The sequence below is a fragment of the Desulfosporosinus sp. Sb-LF genome (assembly GCF_004766055.1).
GTDB lineage: Bacteria > Bacillota > Desulfitobacteriia > Desulfitobacteriales > Desulfitobacteriaceae > Desulfosporosinus.
Map to the genome: position 1 here is coordinate 192,973 of NZ_SPQR01000001.1, position 22,331 is coordinate 215,303.

The 22,331-nt window shown below is 45.1% G+C and carries 25 protein-coding genes; 22 read left to right on the plus strand and 3 right to left on the minus strand.

Annotation, left to right across the window (positions count from 1 at the left end; all coding sequences use genetic code 11):
- On the minus strand, positions 1-270 hold the full coding sequence (locus tag E4K68_RS00980; RefSeq protein WP_135376885.1) for a hypothetical protein: 270 nt from the start codon (positions 268-270) through the stop codon (positions 1-3).
- A gap of 379 nt (positions 271-649) precedes the next feature.
- Between E4K68_RS00980 and E4K68_RS00985 the strand changes: the two genes are divergently transcribed.
- The 10 genes from E4K68_RS00985 (at position 650) to E4K68_RS01030 (ending at position 8,647) form a co-directional block, all read left to right on the plus strand.
- Complete coding sequence (locus E4K68_RS00985) at positions 650-1,903, plus strand: NAD(P)/FAD-dependent oxidoreductase (protein ID WP_135376886.1); 1,254 nt, start codon at positions 650-652, stop codon at positions 1,901-1,903.
- 46 nt (positions 1,904-1,949) lie between these two features.
- Positions 1,950-2,420, plus strand: coding sequence for a hypothetical protein (locus E4K68_RS00990; protein WP_135376887.1), 471 nt, complete (start codon positions 1,950-1,952; stop codon positions 2,418-2,420).
- A 234-nt stretch (positions 2,421-2,654) separates the two neighbouring features.
- The gene (locus tag E4K68_RS00995; protein WP_199241658.1) at positions 2,655-3,074 is read left to right on the plus strand and encodes a HutP family protein; all 420 of its coding nucleotides are present in this window, start codon (positions 2,655-2,657) and stop codon (positions 3,072-3,074) included.
- A 12-nt stretch (positions 3,075-3,086) separates the two neighbouring features.
- Positions 3,087-3,455, plus strand: a complete 369-nt coding sequence (gene aroH, locus E4K68_RS01000; RefSeq protein ID WP_135376888.1) for a chorismate mutase — start codon at positions 3,087-3,089, stop codon at positions 3,453-3,455.
- A 337-nt stretch (positions 3,456-3,792) separates the two neighbouring features.
- Entirely contained in the window at positions 3,793-4,836 is a 1,044-nt protein-coding gene (aroF, locus tag E4K68_RS01005) for a 3-deoxy-7-phosphoheptulonate synthase (RefSeq protein ID WP_135376889.1), read from the plus strand.
- Positions 4,817-5,737, plus strand: coding sequence for a prephenate dehydrogenase/arogenate dehydrogenase family protein (locus tag E4K68_RS01010; RefSeq protein WP_135376890.1), 921 nt, complete (start codon positions 4,817-4,819; stop codon positions 5,735-5,737). Before aroF ends, E4K68_RS01010 begins: the two co-directional genes overlap by 20 nt.
- Positions 5,738-5,771: 34 nt before the next feature.
- On the plus strand, positions 5,772-7,058 hold the full coding sequence (aroA, locus tag E4K68_RS01015; protein WP_135376891.1) for a 3-phosphoshikimate 1-carboxyvinyltransferase: 1,287 nt from the start codon (positions 5,772-5,774) through the stop codon (positions 7,056-7,058).
- Positions 7,055-7,786: an AzlC family ABC transporter permease gene (locus E4K68_RS01020; protein WP_135376892.1), complete on the plus strand. Its 732-nt coding sequence runs from the start codon at positions 7,055-7,057 to the stop codon at positions 7,784-7,786. The genes aroA and E4K68_RS01020 overlap by 4 nt, the downstream gene beginning before the upstream one ends.
- A complete protein-coding gene (locus E4K68_RS01025) occupies positions 7,768-8,088 on the plus strand; it encodes an AzlD domain-containing protein (protein WP_135376893.1) in 321 nt (106 codons plus the stop codon). Before E4K68_RS01020 ends, E4K68_RS01025 begins: the two co-directional genes overlap by 19 nt.
- Before the next feature lie 352 nt (positions 8,089-8,440).
- Entirely contained in the window at positions 8,441-8,647 is a 207-nt protein-coding gene (locus tag E4K68_RS01030; protein ID WP_135376894.1) for a hypothetical protein, read from the plus strand.
- 79 nt (positions 8,648-8,726) lie between these two features.
- Here E4K68_RS01030 and E4K68_RS01035 read toward each other — a convergent pair whose 3' ends face one another.
- Positions 8,727-8,921: a hypothetical protein gene (locus E4K68_RS01035; protein ID WP_135376895.1), complete on the minus strand. Its 195-nt coding sequence runs from the start codon at positions 8,919-8,921 to the stop codon at positions 8,727-8,729.
- Between the two features lie 82 nt (positions 8,922-9,003).
- On the opposite strand from E4K68_RS01035, the gene E4K68_RS01040 reads away from it, so the two are divergent.
- Positions 9,004-9,678, plus strand: a complete 675-nt coding sequence (locus E4K68_RS01040) for an HAD hydrolase-like protein (RefSeq protein ID WP_135376896.1) — start codon at positions 9,004-9,006, stop codon at positions 9,676-9,678.
- Between the two features lies 1 nt (position 9,679).
- Here the strand turns inward: E4K68_RS01040 and E4K68_RS01045 are convergent, their stop codons facing one another.
- Complete coding sequence (locus tag E4K68_RS01045) at positions 9,680-9,919, minus strand: hypothetical protein (RefSeq protein WP_135376897.1); 240 nt, start codon at positions 9,917-9,919, stop codon at positions 9,680-9,682.
- Between the two features lie 84 nt (positions 9,920-10,003).
- Here E4K68_RS01045 and E4K68_RS01050 point away from each other — a divergent pair, with 84 nt between their 5' ends.
- From E4K68_RS01050 to spoIVA, 11 genes are all read left to right on the plus strand, one after another.
- Entirely contained in the window at positions 10,004-10,726 is a 723-nt protein-coding gene (locus E4K68_RS01050; protein ID WP_135376898.1) for a type II CAAX endopeptidase family protein, read from the plus strand.
- 18 nt (positions 10,727-10,744) lie between these two features.
- Entirely contained in the window at positions 10,745-11,407 is a 663-nt protein-coding gene (gene cmk, locus E4K68_RS01055; RefSeq protein ID WP_135376899.1) for a (d)CMP kinase, read from the plus strand.
- 11 nt (positions 11,408-11,418) lie between these two features.
- The gene (locus E4K68_RS01060; RefSeq protein ID WP_135376900.1) at positions 11,419-12,015 is read left to right on the plus strand and encodes a lysophospholipid acyltransferase family protein; all 597 of its coding nucleotides are present in this window, start codon (positions 11,419-11,421) and stop codon (positions 12,013-12,015) included.
- An 81-nt stretch (positions 12,016-12,096) separates the two neighbouring features.
- Positions 12,097-14,088 (plus strand): bifunctional 4-hydroxy-3-methylbut-2-enyl diphosphate reductase/30S ribosomal protein S1, encoded by a 1,992-nt coding sequence (locus E4K68_RS01065; protein ID WP_135376901.1) that lies wholly within the window; start codon positions 12,097-12,099, stop codon positions 14,086-14,088.
- Positions 14,089-14,180: 92 nt separating this feature from the next.
- Positions 14,181-15,335: a putative lipid II flippase FtsW gene (gene ftsW / locus E4K68_RS01070; protein WP_135376902.1), complete on the plus strand. Its 1,155-nt coding sequence runs from the start codon at positions 14,181-14,183 to the stop codon at positions 15,333-15,335.
- Between the two features lie 143 nt (positions 15,336-15,478).
- Complete coding sequence (locus E4K68_RS01075; protein ID WP_243450201.1) at positions 15,479-16,021, plus strand: hypothetical protein; 543 nt, start codon at positions 15,479-15,481, stop codon at positions 16,019-16,021.
- Positions 16,022-16,108: 87 nt separating this feature from the next.
- On the plus strand, positions 16,109-17,437 hold the full coding sequence (locus E4K68_RS01080; protein ID WP_158291340.1) for a DUF512 domain-containing protein: 1,329 nt from the start codon (positions 16,109-16,111) through the stop codon (positions 17,435-17,437).
- Positions 17,430-18,761, plus strand: a complete 1,332-nt coding sequence (gene der, locus E4K68_RS01085; RefSeq protein WP_135376904.1) for a ribosome biogenesis GTPase Der — start codon at positions 17,430-17,432, stop codon at positions 18,759-18,761. The genes E4K68_RS01080 and der overlap by 8 nt, the downstream gene beginning before the upstream one ends.
- Before the next feature lie 3 nt (positions 18,762-18,764).
- Entirely contained in the window at positions 18,765-19,367 is a 603-nt protein-coding gene (gene plsY / locus E4K68_RS01090; protein WP_135376905.1) for a glycerol-3-phosphate 1-O-acyltransferase PlsY, read from the plus strand.
- A gap of 98 nt (positions 19,368-19,465) precedes the next feature.
- A complete protein-coding gene (locus E4K68_RS01095) occupies positions 19,466-20,479 on the plus strand; it encodes an NAD(P)H-dependent glycerol-3-phosphate dehydrogenase (RefSeq protein WP_135376906.1) in 1,014 nt (337 codons plus the stop codon).
- Positions 20,480-20,711: 232 nt separating this feature from the next.
- Positions 20,712-22,196, plus strand: a complete 1,485-nt coding sequence (gene spoIVA, locus E4K68_RS01100; RefSeq protein WP_135376907.1) for a stage IV sporulation protein A — start codon at positions 20,712-20,714, stop codon at positions 22,194-22,196.
- The last annotated feature ends 135 nt before the right edge of the window (positions 22,197-22,331 follow it).

Sequence of the window (22,331 nt, forward strand, 5' to 3'; positions counted from 1 at the left end):
CTAAGCATGGTGGCCGCCGCAATCGCAGTGGGCACTCTGTTCGTGTGTCTTTTTCTTCTGTTCACGAAAAAGCTGATCGATCATATGGGTCACATGTGAAATAGGTTGTTGTTGAATGTCTTTAGCTAAAGCCAGAATTTCTTGAATTTCTTCTGAGCTTATGCCCAACGTTAAGGCTTCTGTGACTGCTAGGCGGAGCGCGGCAAGAGCATTACAAGCTGCTGCTGCAGAAATTTGTGTTACCGCTATCGTGCGTTGATCGAGACTCATGAAACATTCCTCCTGATTTGCTATTTCAGTATATTGACAAAGAGATTTACTCTCAATCTTAGCACAGAAGACTTCCGAGATCAAAAATACCCTTAATTCACTTTCAGCATGAGGTATGTTAAGATACTTTAATAGAGGTGGTAAGAATTAGAAAATCACAAAAAATTAAACCATAAATCGGTTTAATTAGAATATGTTTCTATATCTTTGGCGTTTCTTTTGGAATGTCTTTTTTGACTTGAGGGTTTTAAAAAGAAGAAACGTTAAATAATATCGTTAGATTTGTAAATATGTAATTTAAAGTCTTACTTAAGAGCTCTAGGTGTCGCTTGTGGCGGCTACTTGCTTGATAAGAACCTAAGAAGAGAGGAATAAACGAATGAGCGAATATCAGGTTATTGTGGTGGGTGGCGGAGCAGCAGGAATGATGGCCGCCGGACAAGCCGCAAAAGGCGGTGCAAGGGTTCTATTGCTAGAAAAGAAGGAACGCTTGGGTCGAAAAATAGCCATTTCAGGCAAAGGACGCTGTAATATAACCAATGAAGAAAATGTGTCGGATTTTATTAACCACTACCCCGGGAATGGTCGCTTCTTACATGGTATTTTGCGAGATTTTGATAACATAGCCTTACGGGATTTTCTTGCCGATTACGGGGTAGAGACGAAGGTTGAACGGGGAGGAAGAGTTTTCCCTGTTTCTGATGACGCAGAAAAGGTCGTTGAAGCCCTGGAAGCCTTTCTTGCCGATAAGGGAGTAGTGATTCGTTCCGGCATGGCGGTGGACGAGATAATGATTGAAAACGGACATGTCATCGGAGTGCGAGGGACGGGCCAAAAACAGTACTTAGCACCTGTGGTAATAGTTTGTACAGGAGGATCCTCTTACCCTGCGACAGGATCAAACGGAGATGGCTTTCGGCTTGCCAAGAAACTAGGGCACCGTGTAATCACCCCGCGGCCTGCTTTAGTTCCCCTAAAAGCGTCCGAAGAGTGGGTGAAGGAGTTACAGGGGTTAGCCTTGCGAAATGTTGAAGCCTCGTTGTGGATTAGTGGGAAGAAACAATCGACAGAGTTTGGGGAAATGTTGTTTACGCATTTTGGGGTATCAGGTCCCATTGTTTTAACGATAAGCCGTCAGGCAGGGGATGCGCTGCGCGAAGGACAAAAAGTTGAGTTGCACATTAATCTAAAGCCTGCTCTTTCAGCTGAACAGTTAGATGCCAGGGTCCAACGGGATTTCCAAAAGTACAGCAATAAGCAGTTCAAGAATGCGTTGGATGACCTCCTACCTCAAAGCCTGATTCCAGTCATGATTCGCTTATGCGGGATCAACCCAGACGGGGTAGTGCATCAAATCAGCAGAGAAGAACGTAAACGCTTGGTCGGTTTGCTGCATGGATTACCCATTACTATTACAGGGACACTTTCTATAGAAACTGCAATTGTAACCGCAGGGGGGGTCGATGTTAAGGAAATTAACCCTAAAACAATGGCCTCAAAATGTGTTGAAGGGCTTTATTGGGCAGGCGAGGTCGTGGATGTCGATGGCATTACGGGTGGGTATAATCTCCAGGCTGCGTTTGCTATGGGCTTTCGAGCTGGACGTGCAGCAGGCAAGGGCACATTATCATAGGTCTGATTAAGACTTTAAGTGCATAAACTCTTTCGAGGTGTTTAGCATGCGACGAAGCGTATTAGAATGGATGTGGAATACAGTTCAGCAGGGAGAACGCAGGATAATTAGGATTATGGTTCTGGCCTCAATTTTGCTTGTTTTAATGCAGTTGAGTGCAGTTAGGGATCCACTTCAATTCTATATGGCGGTGGCAGCAAAGGTCGAAGCCCCTCCTATGGATCTCCCTCCTCTTGCAAATCCGACGCAAGCAGCAGTTAAAACTTGGCAGATTACTTTAAAAGCGACACCGGCTGCACCTATCCGGGTGCTCCAAAATGGAAAGGTGACTGCCACCCTTGCCAAAGGGGAACAGCAAATGACGGTTTCATCAGGTCAAATTCAACTAGATGGGATAGGTGTGTCTCAATCTATTAAGGTTCAAGTTATTAAGAAAGATGCCCAATTGCTTGAGCCCCGTCAAAATCAGATTTTCGTGGTGCAAGGGAACATTCAGAACGTGGTGGTGAAACCATAGTATTGCAAATCACTTGAAGGAGTACTATAATTGTTAAAATATAGTCTTGGTTTTTTCTTAAACAATGGGAGATGAAGGAGGGGAGTACGGTAGGACGGAGTATGCTTTCGTGCTATATAAGGAACTTAAGAAATGATTCGCATTTATTTAAGTTGTAGTTAATGATAGTGGGATGGTTACCGAAAAAAGTATAGATACTGAAAGGTGTCTTTTTCTAGGGAAAGGAAGTACGCGATGATGGCACAAAGCAAGAAAATTGCGCTTGCTGCATTAAAGATGGCCATGTCAGAGAGCCGAGAAGAAGAGGTTCATTTGAAGGAATCATTTCATCGACTTGGGGTTAAAACCGCAGCAGTCGATTACGGTGGAGAGTACGTTAGTTCCGTTCGCAAGATTGTAGAACGCGCTATTGTAGCCGCTAAACGAGAAGGGGCTATTAAAGAAACACACGGGGATGAAGGGGCAGTTGCGGGTGCCACTCGCGAGGCCTTAAGTCAAATTATGAACAAGGCCATGGGTCTAAACATTGGGGGAAAGATTGGAATTGCTCGTCAAGATGACCATTTAAGTGTTGCGGTCTTTTTTGGAATTGGGCTTTTACATTTGGACGAGGTGGCTGTGGGACTTGGACATCGCGTTGCTCCCAAAGAGTAAGGGGGTTAGCACATGGTACGAGGAATACGAGGCGCGACGACGGTAGATCGCAATGATGCTAAGGAGATTCGGGAAGCGACCCAAGAACTTTTGAGATCGATCATGTCTGAAAATTTACTTTGCACGGATGACTTGGTTAGTGCTATTTTTACTGTAACCCCGGATTTAAATGCGGATTTTCCTGCTTCAAGTGCACGTGAAATAGGTTGGCAGTTGGTACCGCTCCTTTGTTCGACAGAAATCCCAGTGCCAGGTGCGCTTCCTCACTGCATTCGAGTGTTGTTGCACGTTAACACTGCGCGAAATCAAACGGAAATCAGGCACATGTTTTTACGCGATGCGGTAATATTACGTAAAGATCTTTTAGACGCTGATCCGTAAGTTGATCTGTTTTAGGGGTTGTGATAACAGACCTTTCTGTGGTAAGATAGTCTAAATAAAAAAGAACTTTCGGTAAGTGAGCTGGCTTTGTATGGCAAAGTCAAATGTAGAATGGCGGACATGGGATTCTTGTGGGTGCTTCGCGTAGAAGAACTCGCGCGTATTTAAGTAGGATAGTAGGATGGGAGCGATTTGGAGTCAAAGCACCCTCTATTCAGGGTGCTTTTTTGTTCTATTTTTGAACATGTCAATTGCAAAAATGTAGGAAAAGCAGGCACTAGAAGAAACGCTAAAAGATGGAGAGCACATGTAGGATGGTAGAAAGGGGTCGGGAAAAATGATTATTGTTTTGAAAAAGGGTGCTACAGTAGAACAGATTGAAGAGGTCTCCACACGGTTAACGGAAGAGGGCTTAAAAGTTCATCTTTCACAAGGGGTAGAGAAAACGATCATGGGGGCCATTGGAGATCGCATGCGAATTGAAGCCCTTGATTTAGAGGCTTTACCTTGGGTTGAAAAGGTCGTCCCTATTATGGCACCTTATAAACTAGTTAGTCGTGAATTTCATCCTGCGGATACTATTATCCGAATAGGCCGCCAAGAAATTGGCGGTGGTAAAATCCACGTAATGGCTGGACCGTGTGCTGTTGAGAGCAGAGCTCAGATACTGGAAACTGCACATGCTGTGCAGGAAGCTGGTGCGACCTTCTTACGTGGAGGTGCCTTCAAGCCGCGTACTTCCCCTTATTCTTTCCAAGGACTAGAGGAAGAGGGATTGCGTTATTTAGCAGAAGCACGTGAGGAAACAGGACTTTTAGTCGTTACGGAAGTAATTGACGCGCAGGATGTTTCTTTGGTCGCTGATTATGCGGATGTTCTCCAAATCGGTGCTCGGAACATGCAGAACTTTATCCTCCTTAAAGAAGTAGCTAAGTGTGGGAAGCCAGTACTACTTAAAAGAGGGCCGTCCGCGACATTAGAAGAATGGATGATGGCAGCGGAGTACATCATGGATGGAGGGAATTATCAGGTTATGTTCTGTGAGCGGGGAATCCGAACGTTTGAAAATTATACTCGAAATACGCTTGACTTAAGCATGGTCCCTGCTCTGCATGCTCTTTCTCACCTCCCGGTCATTGTTGACCCCAGTCATGGAACTGGGCGCTGGCAACTGGTTCAACCTATGGCGAAGGCAGCATTGGCTGCTGGAGCAGACGGCTTGATTGTTGAAGTTCACCCTCAGCCCGAGAAGGCCGTTTCAGACGGAAAACAGTCTTTAACACCTGAAAAATTCCAAGTTATGATGACTCAATTAGCGAGACTTTCTCATGCACTTGATCGTCAATTGGGGGACGTTTTTCATGTTGACAGACGGATATAGTCCCTCAGGGACCAAGGGGAATTTGACACCAGGATGGTCAGGCCTTCGTACTCCGAAGGCTTGCATCATTGGTTTGGGATTAATTGGTGGATCGTGGGCAGGTGCCCTGCACCATGCTGGATGGGAAGTCCTTGCGGTTGATCCGGAGAAAGCTAGTATCGACGAAGCTTTGAGTCGAGGGTGGCTTGAGGAAGGCTGGACGTCCATGCCTCATTTTCTAGAGGTTGATTTGGTCGTTTTAGCTCTTCCTCTTCAGCAATTGACATACGGGTTAGAGAATCTAGTGGGTAGGGTTCCTAAGGGGACGATCGTGACCGATGTAGGAAGCTTAAAGAAAGAAATTTGTGAAAAGTCGTTTGAAATCGATCATAGGGGTTCTAGCGACTTCTTTTTTGTGGGTGGTCACCCAATGACAGGCTCTGAATTGTCTGGGTTTAGAGTAGCAGATCCCAATCTGTTTCGAGGGTATCCCTATGTATTAACCCCTGCGGCAGGTTGCCCCCAAGATGTTGTACAAGCTTTAGTGAAGGTTGTACAACATCTTGGCGCTATAGTCGTGTTCCGTGAACCTGTGGATCATGATCTTGAAGTGGCAATGGTCAGTCATATTCCCCATTTTTTGGCGGTTTCCTTGACGTTAGCTGCGCAGGATGCCTCAAAAGAGGGGGAACCGGTTTTGGAATTAGCCGGACGTAGTTTTCGAGATTTAACGCGTATAGCTGATAGTTCTCCTGAAATGTGGAAGGAAATTATGGTGAGAAATGCTGATGCAATTCTCGGTGGGCTTACTCTCTGGGAACATAAAATTAGGGAAATGCGAGAGTTCCTTCAGCAAGGAGATGGGGAGTCTGTTGCCGAAGCTTTTAGAAAGGCCCATTTAGTTCGAGAATGCATCAAGTAATCCGACAAATCATGGACTTAGGGGGTTAGTACCTATGCGAGGTGTGTTTATAATGCCGGTCACTAGCGTTGCAGGAGAAATCCGAGTCCCAGGTGATAAATCTATTTCTCATCGGGCAGCGCTTTTGGGCGGGATGGCTCATGGAGAAACCTATATTTCGAATTTCTTACTAGGTCAGGACTGTTTGAGTACGCTTCGGTGTTTAAAACAACTTGGAGTGTCTTGGGAGAGGCAGGGGTCTGAGGTTCGAATTTGTGGCCAGGGTATGGAAGCTTGGCGGGAGCCTTCTGACGTACTGGATGCGGGGAATTCAGGGACGACTTTACGACTGATGCTTGGTGTGTTGGCAGGAAGTCCGTTTTCCGTCACTCTAACTGGAGATGCATCTCTACGTTCACGACCGATGCGGCGTGTCACTGACCCTCTCAAGCAGATGGGTGCCCAGATCATGGGTCGCCAAGGGGGTAATTTGGTGCCTTTGACGATGAACGGTGGTCAGTTGCAAGGGCATACTATTCGAACTCTAGTGCCTTCGGCCCAGGTGAAATCGGCCATCATCTTAGCAGGTCTGAGAGCGAAGGGAGAAACAAGAGTTGAAGAACCCGCTCGTTCGAGAGATCATACCGAACGGATGCTCAGGGGATTTGGAGTCGATGTCCATAGTGAAGGGACAGAGATCTGGGTTCAAGGGGGCGGGCACTTAACTGGTCAAGACGTTTCAGTGCCTGGAGATATTTCATCGGCTGCTTTTTTTCTCGTCTTAGGAAGTCTAGCAGGAAGTGGAGAAATGATTCTGCCAGATGTCGGTGTGAACCCGACCCGTACCGGGATTTTAGACGCGTTGCGAGCTATGGGAGCAGATATTGAGGTGACGGATGTTTCGGAAGTATGTGGTGAGCCTAGGGCAACTTTACGAGTTCGACCTGCACGTCTCAAAGGAACTGAAATTGGTGGGGATTTAATTCCACGATTGATTGATGAAATCCCAATTTTGGCGTTGGCGGCAAGCTTAGCCGAAGGAGAAACCGTTATACGGGGTGCAGCAGAACTACGAGTTAAAGAGACCGATCGCATCCGTACAGTCGCCAACGGATTGAATACTTTGGGGGCAAAAGTTGAGGAACTTCCCGATGGGTTGCGCATTCAAGGTCATTCTTCCTTACGTGGCGGACTCGTGAGTAGCCATGGGGATCATCGGTTGGCGATGGCGTGGGCGATCGCTGGACTGGTATCGAAGGAAGGAGTTAGTGTGGAAAATATGGATGCTGCAGATGTTTCCTATCCAGATTTCTTACACGTGATTAAGCAGGTTATTCAATGAAAAGCGAAACATCAGTTGAAGTTAATAAGGGATTTACGTATGGATTGCGTCAATCCCTGACGATCGTGATCGGGTATGCTCCAGTAGCGGTGACCTTTGGAATCTTAGCGTCGCAGTACGGTCTGGCAGTTTGGGAAGCCGGACTGATGTCTATCTTTGTTTATGCAGGTGCCTCGCAGTTTATTGCGATCGAAATGATCCATCAGGGGGCTACTGTTTGGATGATCGGCTTGACTACATTGATTATTAATATTCGTCATTTGCTGATGAGTTTGTCGGCCGTTCCCTTTTTCCCGGAAAGAACTCTCCCCTGGTCTTTGGGGCTAGCTCAAGGGCTAACAGATGAAACATTTGTGCTTAATACGAAGATTCTAAAAGATGTTCATGAAGAGGAAACCCGCCGCCGAGTCATGCTTGGGATTAACCTAGGATCTTTTTCTTCTTGGGTTATTTTTACCATCCTTGGTGGTGTCATTGGAAAATGGTTGCCTATCCAGTTTTCGGGTTTTCAATTCGCCCTCTTAGCCTTATTTATTATTTTGACGACAACGTCGCTCTCAAAGAAAAATTATATGACATACCTCTTGGCCGCGATCCTGGCTATCGTTTTTAAATTGCTTATTCCAGGGAAAATCTATCTTATTTTAAGTGTGGCCTTCGCCGCTGGAATTGGGGCATGGTGGCGCAAAAGAGAGAAGGAGGAAAGTCGGTGTCACTCCAATTTCTAGAGACGGTATTATTAATGACTTTAGTCACATATGGCTCGAGAGTTCTTCCTTTCCTTCTGTTCAAAGGAAAGGATGTGCAAGGTTTTGCACGGGACTTCATAGAACTCGTCCCGATTGCTTTACTAGCTGCCTTAGTCGTACCGGAGTTAGTGACACCGGGAGGGACAATTGCCCTAACGCATAACCCCTTTTTATGGACTGGGGTCTTAACCTTTCTTTTTGCTAGATTTGTACCCAATCTTTTTCTGGGAATTATCTTCGGAATGACCACGTTCTGGGGATTAGATAAGTTACTGCAGTGAATCTTGAATAAAAGGCTAACTGCTAGAGCCAGAGATTCATATCGTTCTTGAAATAGGCCACTTTTTTCTGACTACTGTTTAACATGAGATTTGACAGTAGGCAGAAAAAGGTGGTGTTTTATTTCTTGATGGATTATTGTATTATGTAGCTAAGTTCGAAGACTAGGTCTCGCTTTTTTTGCGTGAGACTAAGGCCTACTCGATGCGTAGATTGCTAAAAGAACACTTTGCCAGCGAAATGTCCGTTTTAAGGGAACAAGTTTTGAGTTGATTAGGAGGGGTTTTGTGCCGAAAGAATTAACTCACTGGCATATTGCTCGCCAAGCTTTGCAAAAGGGAGTCCCGCGACAGGATGACGCTCAAGGAACTTTGTGATTTGGGTGTTCAGAAGGTTTGCACCTTGATTAATCAACTGGGGTCTCAATCCATGGAGAGGTGGCCGTCACAACTGCGAGAGCTTCCGCCACTGTCACTTGATAGTGGGTTACCTTATGTTCCAGTCTCTCAAATGCATTATTACCGCACGGAGCCCATTGAACAACATTTGCGGGTGAAATAAAGAAAACTCCGAGAAAATCTCGGAGTTTTGATTATTAGTAGTAAGTAAAGCTACCGTTGATTGAAGTATAGTGATATTGTTATCTTGGAAAGCTATTCGGCGTGGAATCGTCGTTCATCATGTCCATGTCTTCGTCGTCACTGGAACAGCCGCACCCGCGTGACATAAAACAATAACCATTTTCCTCGTATTTTTTACCGAGATAAAAGGCACCGACAAGACTAAGTGCATAAAGAAATCCATGGGCATGGTGGTTTCTCCGATGATAAAACATTTTAATTCCCCCTTTCATTTTAGAATGGCTTTTTTAGGTAGAATTCATCCGGGAAATTTAAGGAAAAAATGGGGGTTATTTTGTGCTTTATGATGTTTTGCTTTGGGATTTAGATGGAACATTGACAGACCCGAAAGTAGGGATTACACGTTCTGTTCAATACGCATTGAAGAAGTTGGATTTTCCTATTCCAGAGGCTGATGATTTAGAATGGATTATTGGACCGCCCTTAAAGGAAAGCTTTAAGATACTTCTTAAAACAATGGATGAATCTCTTCTAAACCAAGCTATCGAGCTTTATAGGGAACGTTTCTCAGAGATAGGTCTCTATGAAAATAATGTTTATCCTGGAATTCCAGATTTGCTGGTTCGGTTAAAAGATAAGGGCTGTATGCATCTGTTGGCAACGTCAAAACCAAAGGTCTTTGCAGAAATAATTCTTAAACATTTCTCACTCGATTCTTGCTTTAGTGTCATCATGGGAAGCGAGTTGAATGGTCAATTTGTAGAGAAGGATGTTTTGATCGCCGAAGTGCTGAAAAAGGTGCCCGTCGGTTCAATGTCGAAAGTGGTCATGATTGGGGATCGGCGTTTTGATGTTTTTGGAGCTAGAGCCAACCATATCGATATTATTTCTGTTGGTTATGGGTATGGAACCGTTAAAGAATTGCAAGATGCAGCGCCTGATTTTATCGTGCCGAATGTTAGCGACTTAGAAAGGTTATTATTTTCTGGAGCAGAATCACTCACAGTTTAAACTATTGTTGAACAGGGTAACGTACAGCAGCATCTAAATAGACATAATTCTCGTCTTTTTCTTGACGAACCATCCCCACGATACCTCCATCTTTGGTTTCCTCCAGAAACTGATGGACAGCAAACTGATAAGCACGTTCGTCCCACGGGTCCAGGAAATGGGCAACCGTATTGAAATAGGTCTCTAAGGGAATTTTATAATGTCGATGATAAACTTGTAGTGTTGTATCTGTTAGATGCATACGAATTCCCTCCTTTTAATCGTTAGTCTCGGAAAATACTTGAAGAAATATGTGTTCTTAGTAAGGAAAAGAGGGAGCGTGAGTATGGCCGAAGAAATTGAATCGAATTCTGGCCTGTTAGGCAATCCTTCGCAACGAAACTTGAATTGGATAGATCTTTTAATGGTTTTGGGCGGAGTTGTCGCTTTATATGTTATCTTATCTTTGGGAACCCTCGAATTAATGGAGTGGTGGCCTCATGAGCGTGTCTTAATGTATCTGAATGCGTTTATGACTCAGTTATCCTTCGCACTCTTAATTTGGATTCTGAAGAAAGTTCGGCATTGGAAATGGACAGATCTTGGTTGGCGGGGAGTACCGCTTAAAGAAGTAATCCCAAAGGTCTTGGGAATCTATGCCTCAACATGGGCGGTCAATATTATCTATGCCCTTGTCTTATACAAGCATGGGTTAAATCCTCCGACAACAGATGTATATACCAAATTATTAGGGCAAGCTACATGGTATACTTTGATTCTTAATTTGCTTTTAGCAGGTGTCGTGGCTCCTTTAGTGGAAGAAACATTATTTCGAGGAGTTATCTTTGGAGGTTTACAAACATACTTCGGAAAATGGACCGCAGCGTTGATTAGTGCCGCGATATTTTCCGGTCTTCATCTCCAACTCTACGGATTTGTTCCGCGTTTTATCTTGGGAATCGCCTTGGTTTACCTTTATGACAAGTATAAATCCCTTTATCCTTCTATTGCGTTACATGCATTGAATAATATAGTTGCAACATTGATCGCGACTAGTTTATCAATTTGAATAAAAGGAGCATGAAGTGTGAGACAAAGAGAGTCATTACAAATTGCGATTGATGGCCCTGCTGGTGCGGGTAAAAGTACGGTTGCCAAGATTGTAGCTCAACGTTTGAACTTATTTTATGTGGATACTGGTGCCATGTATCGAGCAATTGCTTATAAGGCGCTAAAAAACGGAGCGTCAATCGAAGACGAACTGAGTGTAAGCCAAATTGCTCAATCGACGGAGGTTGTTCTTGATCATTCGGATGAAGGAATTGTTTGGTGCGATGGAGAGAATGTCACTGAGGCTATACGTTGCCCCGAAATTTCACGAGCTGTTTCAACGGTCGCGGCTTATCCTGGGGTCAGAGAACGTCTAGTTGAACTTCAACGTTTGGAGGGTAGTCGTGGAGGTGTGGTCATGGATGGCCGTGATATTGGCACCCATGTTTTGCCAGAAGCAGATATCAAAATCTTCTTAACGGCCACTCCCGAGGAGCGGGCAAAGCGCCGTTGGGCCGAACTTAGCCATGCCGGGAAAGATATATCCCTCGAAGAGGTCACACGAGATATGCAACGACGTGACCGTATGGATACAGAACGAGAGGTTTCTCCACTAAAACCTGCGAGAGATGGCATTGTTCTCGACACCACGGGCTTAAGTGTCGAAGAAATCGTGGCGAAAATTGTAGCGTTGGCTTAGGAGGTGGGTTAATGTCGTTATACGATTTTGCGAAAGGGTTTTTCCGTCTTCTGTTTAAGTTAATGGGATGGAAAGTCAAAGGAGCGGAGAACTTACCCACAGAGGGTCCCGTTATTCTAGCGATTAACCACGTTAGCCTTTGGGACCCAGTTGTCGCGGCCTGTAGCCTTTCACGCCAGGTTTCCTTTATGGCTAAAGAGGAGTTATTCCGTATCCCGGTTTTAGGGCGTATTTTCTCTAAGGTTGGTGCCTTCCCAGTAAAAAGGGGGCAAGGGGATATGAGTGCAATACGAAAATCTTTGGAAATTTTAAAAGAGGGTCGAGTATTGGGACTTTTTCCTGAAGGCACACGGTCACAGACAGGAGAAATTCAAAAGGGCTTACCGGGTATGGTTGTTTTAATGGAGAAAAGTAAAGCGACCGTTGTTCCTGTTAAGGTTTATGGGACAAGGAACCTGTTTACCAAAGGATGGGGAAATATTGGGGTCGTGGTAGGAAAACCTTTGACTGCTCAGATGCTAAAGGCACCTGAAGGGGTTACAAATCGAAGGGAATGGATTGCCGACCGCATTATGCAGGCATTGCTTGAATTGCCTGAAGCAAAGTAACATAGATTCCTACAAATTAGCAGGAATTTAAGAATAGAGTGGAGAACTAGTTCTTTACGAATTTTGGGGAGGGTTCTTGGTTTGAACGTTAAACTAGCGGCAAAAGCTGGGTTTTGTTTTGGGGTAAAGCGTGCCCTGGAAATGGCAGAACGGACAGTGGAAACTTCACCAGCAGTGTCACTTGGGCCACTCATTCACAATCAGCAGGTTGTGAAACGATTGGCTGACCGCGGAATTCATGTCGTGGATACTTTAATCGAAGTAACCGCCGAACAAGCCCTGATTATTCGGTCCCATGGTGTAGCACCAAGCGTCTACAAAGGAGCTGAGGATAAAGGCATTCAAGTGGTGGATGCAACATGCCCTTTTGTTCAGAAAGCTCAACGACTAGCTGCCAAATCGGCTCAAATGGGGCAACAGGTGATTGTCATGGGGGATAAACTCCATCCTGAAGTTCAAGGGATTCTGGGTTGGGCTGGAGAACAGGCCATACCCATCCAAACGGTCGAGGAAGCGAAGGAGCTATCGTTTTACCCACGATTATCCGTTCTGGCCCAGACAACTCAACCCGCGGAAAACTTTAAAAGAATAGTTCAAGAGTTAAAACTCCATACTGCGGAGCTTACTGTTCACGACACGATCTGTAACGCAACGGCTGAACGACAAAAGGTTGCCAGTGAGTTAGCGGAAACTGTGGACGTGATGGTAGTTGTCGGTGGGCGCAATAGTGCAAATACCCAAAAATTAGCGATTATCTGTGCGGAAAGAACGAAAACCTATTTAATTGAAACGGCGGATGAATTAGAAAATACCTGGTTTGAAGAGGCTAAATGTGCAGGGTTAACCGCAGGGGCTTCTACACCAGATTGGATAATCGAGGAGGTATATAAGAAAATGTCTGAAATGAATGAGACTGAAATGGACATGGCTAGTTGGGAGGAAAGCTTTCAAGAACTTCATCTTGGCGCCCGAGTTACCGGTACGGTTGTTAAAATAACCAACGAGGAGATCTTTGTTGATATCGGTTGGAAATCTGAGGGCGTGATTCCAATGAATGAGTTGAAGATCGCTAGAAAAACACGTCCTGAAGAGATTGTTTCTATTGGAAATAAAATTAGCGCTGTTGTGATTCGCGTCGAAAATGAGGAAGGGTATACAGTGCTCTCTAAACGAAAAGCGGATGAAGAGGGTGCAGTGGATCGATTAGAGAAATTAGCTGAGAGTAAAGAAGAGATTCCAGCAGTCGTCGTTGAGGTTGTCAAGGGCGGTTTGGTAGTGGACGTGGGAATGCGCGGCTTTGTTCCTGCCTCTCAAATTCAACTGGGGTATGTTGAGGACCTAAATCAATTTTTAGGTCAAACCTTACGTTTACGGGTTATCGAATTTGATCCTTCTAAGCGAAAAGTAGTTCTTTCCCAAAAAATTATCTTAGCCGAAGAGCAAGCGATTAAGCGCAAACAGTTACTGGAAACCCTTAAAGAGGGAGATGTAGTAACTGGGGTCGTTCGGCGGATCGTCGATTTTGGGGCCTTTGTGGATATCGGTGGAATGGATGGACTGCTGCATATTTCGGATATGGCCTATACACGGATTAAGCATCCTTCAGAAATGGTAACGATCGGAGACGAAGTGGAAGTTCAAGTGTTAAAACTTGAGCAACAGACTGGAAAACTGTCTTTGGGGCTAAAACAACTCAAAGAAAGTCCATGGGTTCGAGTTGCAGAAAAATATCCTGTGGGGTCTTTGGTTAATGGCAAAGTCATACGCATTGTTACGTTTGGGGCCTTTGTTCAACTCGCAGAGGGAGTGGACGGGTTAGTTCATATTTCCCAATTAGCGGATCATCGTGTCAATAAAGTGGAAGAAATTCTTAAAATCGGGGATTTAGTGAGTGCTAAGGTTATTGAATGTAAGCCAGAGGAGAAACGAATTAGCTTAAGCATTCGGGATCTGATGCTGGACGCAAGCCAAGCTGATGATGAGCTCGCCTTGGCTTCTCAACCAGAAATCAAGCCAGTAACCATCGGTGATATACTTGGCAAGGGAATCCTTGCTGAAAACCGAGAGGAATAGCGTTCAAATGATTATGGTTTACCCCAAAATGACTTCTTGCTCTTGGTGCAGGAAGTCATTTTCCAGTGGGGCATAGAAGAAAGGTGAGTCAGATGGCTAAACGAAAACCCGCTCAGCCCATTGATTTCCCCATCTTGTATTTGACACTGGCACTTTTAGCCTTCGGTTTAATTATGGTGTTGAGTGCTGGGGCAGTACGTGGGTTCAATGCTACACAAAACACGTATTTTTATGTACTTCAACAAATGAAGTGGGTGTTAATTGGTTCGGTATTTGCGTTTGTAGCCATTAAAATCCCTTATGCGTTTTTGCGGCGTTTCACGGGGATCGGCGTCCTTGTTAGTCTTGGATTACTCACTGCGGTTATCTTCACAGATGCAGGGATTGCGGCGAAAGGCTCAGCCCGTTGGATTTCAATTGCGGGTATTACAGTTCAGCCTTCCGAAATAGCCAAACTTTCCTTGGTGCTTTTTTATGCGCATATCTTAGATCGATATCCAATCAAGCGTGGTAAGGATTGGCGCGTCCCACTGGGTATACTTCTTTCGGTTACTGTTTTCATCTTGGCCCTTGTTTATAAACAGCCAGACTTAGGAACGACAATGGTTTTAGCGCTAACTAGTGCTGCGATGCTTTTACAAACGGAAATTCCGACGATCTGGTTTATAGCGGCTGCTCCAACGTTTGGTTTACCACTTCTTTATTTGGTTCACCGCACGGAGTATCAATGGAAGCGAATTCTGGTCTGGTTAGATCCCTGGAAATACGCTATGGACTTAGGATATCAGATTACCAATGCAGAAATCGCCTTTGGCTCAGGAGGCTTGTTTGGAGTCGGTTTGGGGCGAAGTTTGCAGAAATACGGTTTTCTTCCAGAAAACTATACGGACACGATTTTTGCCATGGTCGGGGAAGAGTTAGGCTTAGTGGGAACGGTGCTGTTATTAATCCTCTTTGTGGCGTTATATGCACGGATCTACCGCGTTGTCAAGGAATGTCCCGATCGTTTTGGGCAGTTATTAGGCTTTGGGTTGGTCTCTGAGTTGGCAATTCAAACGACGATTAATTTGGCAGTTGTGACCGGGGTCTTTCCGGTTACAGGGATTACTCTGCCCCTAATTTCGTATGGCGGGAGTTCTCTAGTTATAACCTTAACGGAACTGGGGTTGCTCCTGAATTTATCTCGATATCGGCAAAAAATAACAACCGTTCGGACTGAAGCGAACCTCCCAGATATCACCGTGTAAACTCCTTCTATATGGGAATAATATGGATTAGGGGTCCATATAAGGAGGGGTTTATTCTGTTTTTTCCCTATGGTGAGTGGGTTATTCTATTCTTGGTACTCGTAACTTGGGCCGAACAAAGAGCCTCTCGAACATTTTTTCTTATGTTGACGATCGCTTGGCTTATAGGATGGATAATAGAGGTCGTCTTTCCTTCGACGATGCCTTGGCACTGGCACTATGCACGCCTTGCGGTCATGCTGGTTTTTTGGATATGGGCGTGGCAACGGACTAAACGGCGGATTTTCCCGCTTATTTTTACCAGCTTCATTTTAAGTGTTGAAACACTTTTTCTAGTGAATGATCCTGGGGTTATTCCCTATGGATCATGGCTTTTTAATGCTGTGCTCGTCTTAGTTGCGTGGCTAACATCTAAGTCGGATTGGGGAATAGCAGCTGCCTTAATCGGAAGCTGGCTTTTGAACCAGGCTTTAGTGCGGTTTACGTATGAGGGGATCGTAAGGCATGCAGACTTTCCTGATCCTTTTGTATGGAATTTCAGTGTAGGATTATTCACGGTCTGGGCTGGTCTTCGTCAAGGGTACCGATTGTATACGAAACGGGAAGTGCAAAAAAGGGTCACGGAGCTTCCACTTATGAATGGTGTAGGGGCCTATGAACCGTCAGAAGAGCGTGAACTACAGTAGCAGATGCGTTAAATTTGTAGTATACTTGTAAACGATCAAGGCTGGGATAATATGCCATGATCTGGAACGTCAGGAGGATGAAATATTTTGCCTAAAGGGCTTGTGGTCGCATCGGTCGACACAGGAAGTATTGCTGAAGAAATGGAAATTAAAGTCGGCGATCGCGTTCTGGCAGTAAATGAAGAGGACTTGAACGATATCGTTGATTTTCAGTTTGGTATCTCAGAAGATGAGTTTACGCTTCTTATTGAAAAGGTAAATGGAGAGCTATGGGAGATTGATATTGAGAAAGCTCCCGGAGAATTTTTGGGTTTAGAAGTATCGGTAAGTGCTGATGGTCTAAAATTCTGTCGTAACAATTGTACGTTTTGTTTTGTGGCACAACTGCCAAAAGGAATGCGATCATCTCTTTATGATAAAGATGACGATTACCGCTTATCGCTTACCCAGGGGAGTTTCATCACCTTGTCTAATTTGAGTGATGAAGAATTTGAACGAATTCTTGCACTTCATCTAAGTCCACTGTATATTTCTGTCCACGCTTGGAATTCTGAGGTACGGGTTCGTATGATGAAAAACCCGCACGCCGGAAAGCTCCCTGAGCAAGTCAGACGTTTAGTTGAGGCTGGTATTGTAGTTCATGCTCAAGTTGTATTAGTCCCTGATCATAACGATGGAGATGTGTTGAAAGAAACAATCGAGCAGTTAAGTGAACTGTATCCTTCCGTACAATCGATTGCTGTTGTACCAGTGGGGTTAACTCGCTACCGCGAAAAGCTCACTACACTACGTGGATTTACAGCACAGGAAGCATGTCGAATCCTTGATCAAGGTGAGGAATGGCAAAGAAATTTCTTTGCACAGACAGGTCGGCATCTCGTCTACTTTGCGGATGAATTTTACGTTATGGCTAGACGAAAGTTTCCAGAGGAAGCTGTGTATGATGATTTCCCACAATTAGAGAATGGTGTTGGAATGGCTCGGAATTTTATCACTGAAGTCGAATCTGGATGGAATTCGCTGCCGGATCGGATAACAGAACGTCATGTACATCTCATCACCGGAACATCAGCACAGGAGTTTTTTGAATCGTGGAGGGACCGCTTAATGGCTGAAGTGAGCGGGCTGAAGGTCACGATACATGCGATTGTCAATGTTTTTTTTGGTCCATCTGTGACCGCTGCTGGATTACTAACGGCCCAGGATATCGCTCATCAATTAGGGGATTTGTCTGGGGAGGAGTTTCTTATTCCACGCGTGATGCTCAAGGCGGATGAAGACATCTTCCTTGATGATCAGAGTGTGGAGTGGTTAGAGAAAAAAGTAAATGGTAAGGCACGAATTGTCGATAATAATGGCCTGGCGTTTTTAGATCAGGTAATTGGATATTCTTTGGAGGTGGAACGTTTTGAGTAAACCCGTTGTAGCTATTGTGGGACGGCCGAATGTCGGCAAGTCAACGTTGTTTAATCGAATTACTGGCGGACTTGTGGCGATTGTTGAAAATATGCCGGGTGTGACTAGAGATCGTCTATATCGAGATGCGGAATGGCTTGGACGGAAGTTCGCCTTGATCGATACCGGGGGGATCGAATTTAAGGATGAGGGGACGCCGATTGCTTCCCAAATGCGGCGTCAGGCGGAAATCGCCATGGAAGAAGCGGATGTGATTATTTTTGTCGTGGATTCCCAAATTTCTCCCACGCCGGATGATGACATGATTGCGCGAACGTTGCGTAAATCTGGAAAACCAGTCTTGCTCGCCGCGAATAAAGTAGAGAATTTCGAAAAAGCTGAAGGCCAACTTTTTGAATTTTACAGTTTAGGGTTAGGGGAACCTATTCCCATTTCTGCAGTTCACGGCATGAACACGGGAGATTTACTCGACCTGGTAATTTCTAATTTTCCGGAGAATGATGACGAAGAGTATGATCCCGATGTGATACGTATTTCTGTGATTGGTCGCCCTAATGTCGGAAAATCATCCTTGGTCAACACGATGCTGGGGAAAGAACGAGTCATTGTCAGCAATATTCCCGGGACGACTCGGGATGCGATCGATACCCCTTTTGAGCATGAAGGGAAGCATTATATCCTCATTGACACGGCAGGAATGCGCCGTAAAGGACGTATCGACGAATTAACAGAGCAATATAGCGTCGTTCGCTCTCTTCGCGCGGTCGATCGTTCGGATATGATTCTCATGCTTATAGATGCCACAGATGGGGTTACAGAACAAGATAAAAAAATAGCTGGATATGCCCATGATGCGGGTAAAGGAATCCTATTAATTATTAACAAATGGGATCTTATCGAAAAGGATGAGAAGACGATCAATAAGTTTGAAAAGTCTGTTCGCGAAGAATTAGGCTTTATGCAGTATGCACCCACGATGTTTATTTCCGCAAAAACAGGACAACGGGTTAATAAAATTTTAGATCTCGTTGATTTCGTGGTGGAACAAAATGCTACCCGAGTGACGACGGCCACGTTGAACACCTTATTGAGAGAATGGCTGCATCTCAACCCGCCCCCCTCAGATAAAGGACGGCGTTTAAAGGTCCGCTACATTACTCAAGTGGGAGTTAAGCCACCAACCTTTGTGTTCTTTGTCAATGACCCAGAACTGATGCATTTTTCGTATAAGCGATATCTTGAAAATCAGATGCGGAAACATTTCGGGTTTGAGGGTTCACCCATTCGAATCGTTATTCGACAAAAAGATGAAGAGAAGGAGTAAATCATGTCACGCTACCTGATTTTTATTTTAACGTATTGCTTGGGTATAATTCCGTTTGCCTATTTAGCGGGACAACTTAAAGGAATTGACGTGCGTCGGCATGGTAGCGGAAATATCGGAACGACGAATGCCTTTCGACTTCTAGGAGCTAAACTGGGCATTTTGGTGCTGCTCGGAGATTTCCTGAAAGGGGCATTGGCGGCCACCGTCGGTTACTGGGCATTGGGACCTTGGGGAGGAATTATAGGTGGTTTGCTAGCAATGGCGGGTCATAGTTGGAATCCACTCTTTGGCTTTCGTCCAAGTGGAAAAGGAGTCGCGGCTGGGTTCGGAATTATCACCGTCTTAATGCCGAAGGTCATGTTGGTGGCAATTGCGTTGTTTCTTCTGGTGGTAGCGGTGACACGTTATGTTTCCATGGGCTCTGTTGTCGGGGCCCTTACAGTAGCTATTGCTGTCTTTGTTTTTCCTGAACCAATAGCCTATCGTTTTTTTGGATTGATCGCTTCATCCATCGTATTGATTCTTCATCGGGCTAACTTTCAACGTGTATTACAAGGAACCGAACATCGGTTTGGCGATAAAAACAATCCTAAGGATTTGTAGTGAGGGGGACTCTACCCCACCTTGAGCTGCACGGACTCGTATTTAGAAGAGTCTTAGTGCTTAAGGTTAAGTATCTTGGTGTAGAGAGGAGTAAACATATGCCCGATATAGCGGTTTATGGGGCCGGGAGCTGGGGTAGTGCTTTGGCTGTGCTCTTAGTGAATGCAGGCCATCGGGTTGCGCTTATCGGTCGTCATCCAGATGAGATGGAAATTATGAGGACTCACCGCGAAAATGCACGTTATTTGCCGGGCGTTGTTTTGCCTCCAGGGCTTGTACCAACAACGGATCTCTCGCCGTTAAACGCTGATCTGGTTGTTTTTAGTGTGCCGTCCCATAGTGTTAGGCAAGCTGCTCGATCGGTCAAGCCTTATCTAAGGCCGGGTTGCATTGTGGTCAATACTGCCAAGGGGTTAGAGGAAGAAACCCACCTACGCCTCTCAGAGGTATTGACAGAGGAGCTTCCACAAAATCCGATTGCGGTATTGTCTGGCCCCAGCCATGCAGAAGAGGTAGGGCGGGATATGCCAACAACCGTTGTGGTTGCTTCGGACGTGAAGACTGCAGAAACCGTGCAAGATATGATGATGGCGCCAAAATTTAGAGTCTACACAAACCCGGATGTCATCGGAGTTGAATTGGGTGGAGCCTTAAAAAATGTCATCGCGTTGTGTACAGGAATTGCCGAGGGGTTAGGGTTTGGAGATAACACCAAAGCAGCTTTAATGACCAGAGGATTAGCTGAAATTGCACGCTTGGGCGTGGCATTGGGAGGTCATCCGTTAACGTTTGCCGGGTTATCGGGCGTTGGGGACCTCATCGTTACTTGTACGAGTCCACATAGTCGCAATCGCCGGGCTGGTGTAGCGCTCGGTGAGGGTAAACCCTTAGAAACGGTGCTTCAAGAAGTGGGCATGGTGGTAGAAGGGGTAAAAGCTGCCCGTGTTGCACACCAACTTAGCGTAGAGAAACATATTTCAATGCCCATTACAGAGCAAGCCTATAAAGTCTTGTTTGAAGGTGCTGATCCCAAAGTTGCTGTTACGGATTTAATGATGCGTGGGAAACGCCATGAACTTGAAGAAGTTGTTGAGATGAGCTGGCTAAAATAGTGCGCATATTTTCAGGTTAAGTTTCATAGACGTAGAAGAGGTTGTTTTAAATGCCTTTTCTACGTTTTTTGTTTGTTGTCATATTTGCCCAAAAGAATCAATATACTTATACTGCTTAATGTGCTAGTCCAGTCATCGGGAATCCACGTGGTACAGGGAGGTGGAAGGGGAGATAAGGTGGAGGCCCTTCCCCAATTTTTGGGACAGCACTCAAAAGGGAGGGAATTTACTAATGGAAAAATTAGACATTTTCAGGGATATCGCTGAACGAACAGGAGGCGATATCTACCTCGGTGTCGTCGGGCCAGTCCGTACAGGAAAGTCCACCTTTATCAAACGATTCATGGACCTCCTAGTCCTGCCTAACATTCAAGATGCTTTCGAGCGGGAACGGGCTAAAGATGAACTTCCTCAAAGTGGGACGGGGAAAACGATCACGACGACAGAACCAAAGTTTATTCCATCAGAATCCGTGGAAATCGTAGTAAAAGACTCAATCCACATGAATGTCCGCTTAGTTGACTGTGTAGGCTACAGTGTGGAAGGTGCATTAGGGTACGAAACTGAAGATGGCGAAGAGCCACGCATGATGAAAACGTCATGGAGTGATGAACCCATGTCGTTCCAGGATGCAGCCGAAATGGGCACCCGTAAAGTCATTACGGATCATGCTACGATTGGGGTTGTGGTTACGACCGATGGGTCGATCACAGATATTCCGCGGGATGCATACCTCGACGCAGAGGAGCGAGTTATTTCCGAGTTACGTCAGATGGGAAAACCCTTCGTAGTACTCTTAAATACAACCCGTCCCTATGCGGAAAATACCATGGAATTATGCCGTTCTCTTGAAGAAAAGTATGGAATACCTGTGATTGCGGTGAATTGTCTTGAAATGACACAAGAAGATATCACGCAAATCCTCGAAGAAGTATTGTATGAGTTCCCCGTGAAAGAAGTTAACATCGATCTTCCCAAATGGGTCGAAGAGCTGGATGTATCTCATCCGATCCGTGCCGCCTTCGAAGAAACAGTGCGTAAAGCAATCGAGAATGTTCGGCGTTTACGGGACATCGATCTAGCCTTAGATGCATTAACGGAATGCGAATATGCACAGGATGTACTCCTCAAAGAGATGAACTTAGGCACCGGGGTTGCCAATATTGAAATCACTGCTGTTGAAGGACTCTTTAAAACAGTATTACAAGAACTCACGGGGATTGAAATTGAAGGTGATCATTCCTTACTTCGCCTAGTGTTAGATTATAGCAAGGGCAAAAAGGAATGGGATAAAATGTCTGCGGCAATCGAAGAAGTCCGTATTAACGGCTATGGCGTTGTCACTCCTCAACTCGAAGAAATGTTCCTAGAAGAACCGGAACTTGTTAAACAAGGTGGACATTATGGGATCAAGCTGAAAGCCAGTGCCCCATCACTCCATATTATCAGAGCGGATGTCACGACAGAAATTACGCCCCTGATCGGAACAGAAAGGCAAGCGGAAGAACTCGTGAAGTATATGCTCGATGAGTTTGAAAATGATCCGAAGAAGGTTTGGGAATCTAATATTTTCGGTAAGTCATTGCATGACTTAGTTCGTGAGGGAATCCAAAATAAGCTCTACAAGATGCCAGAAAATGCTCAACATAAGCTACAAGACACTTTGCAAAGAATTGTCAATGACGGCAACGGGGGACTCATTTGTATCATTATCTAATGTCCCTCACTGGCTCTATCAAATGCTAATAGGCTTAGACCCTCAGGGAGAATGAATGACTAGAAAAGGAACGTCTGGATTACCGCATTCGTGCGAGATCTGACGTTCCTTTTTAGTGACTATCAGAATTCTTGC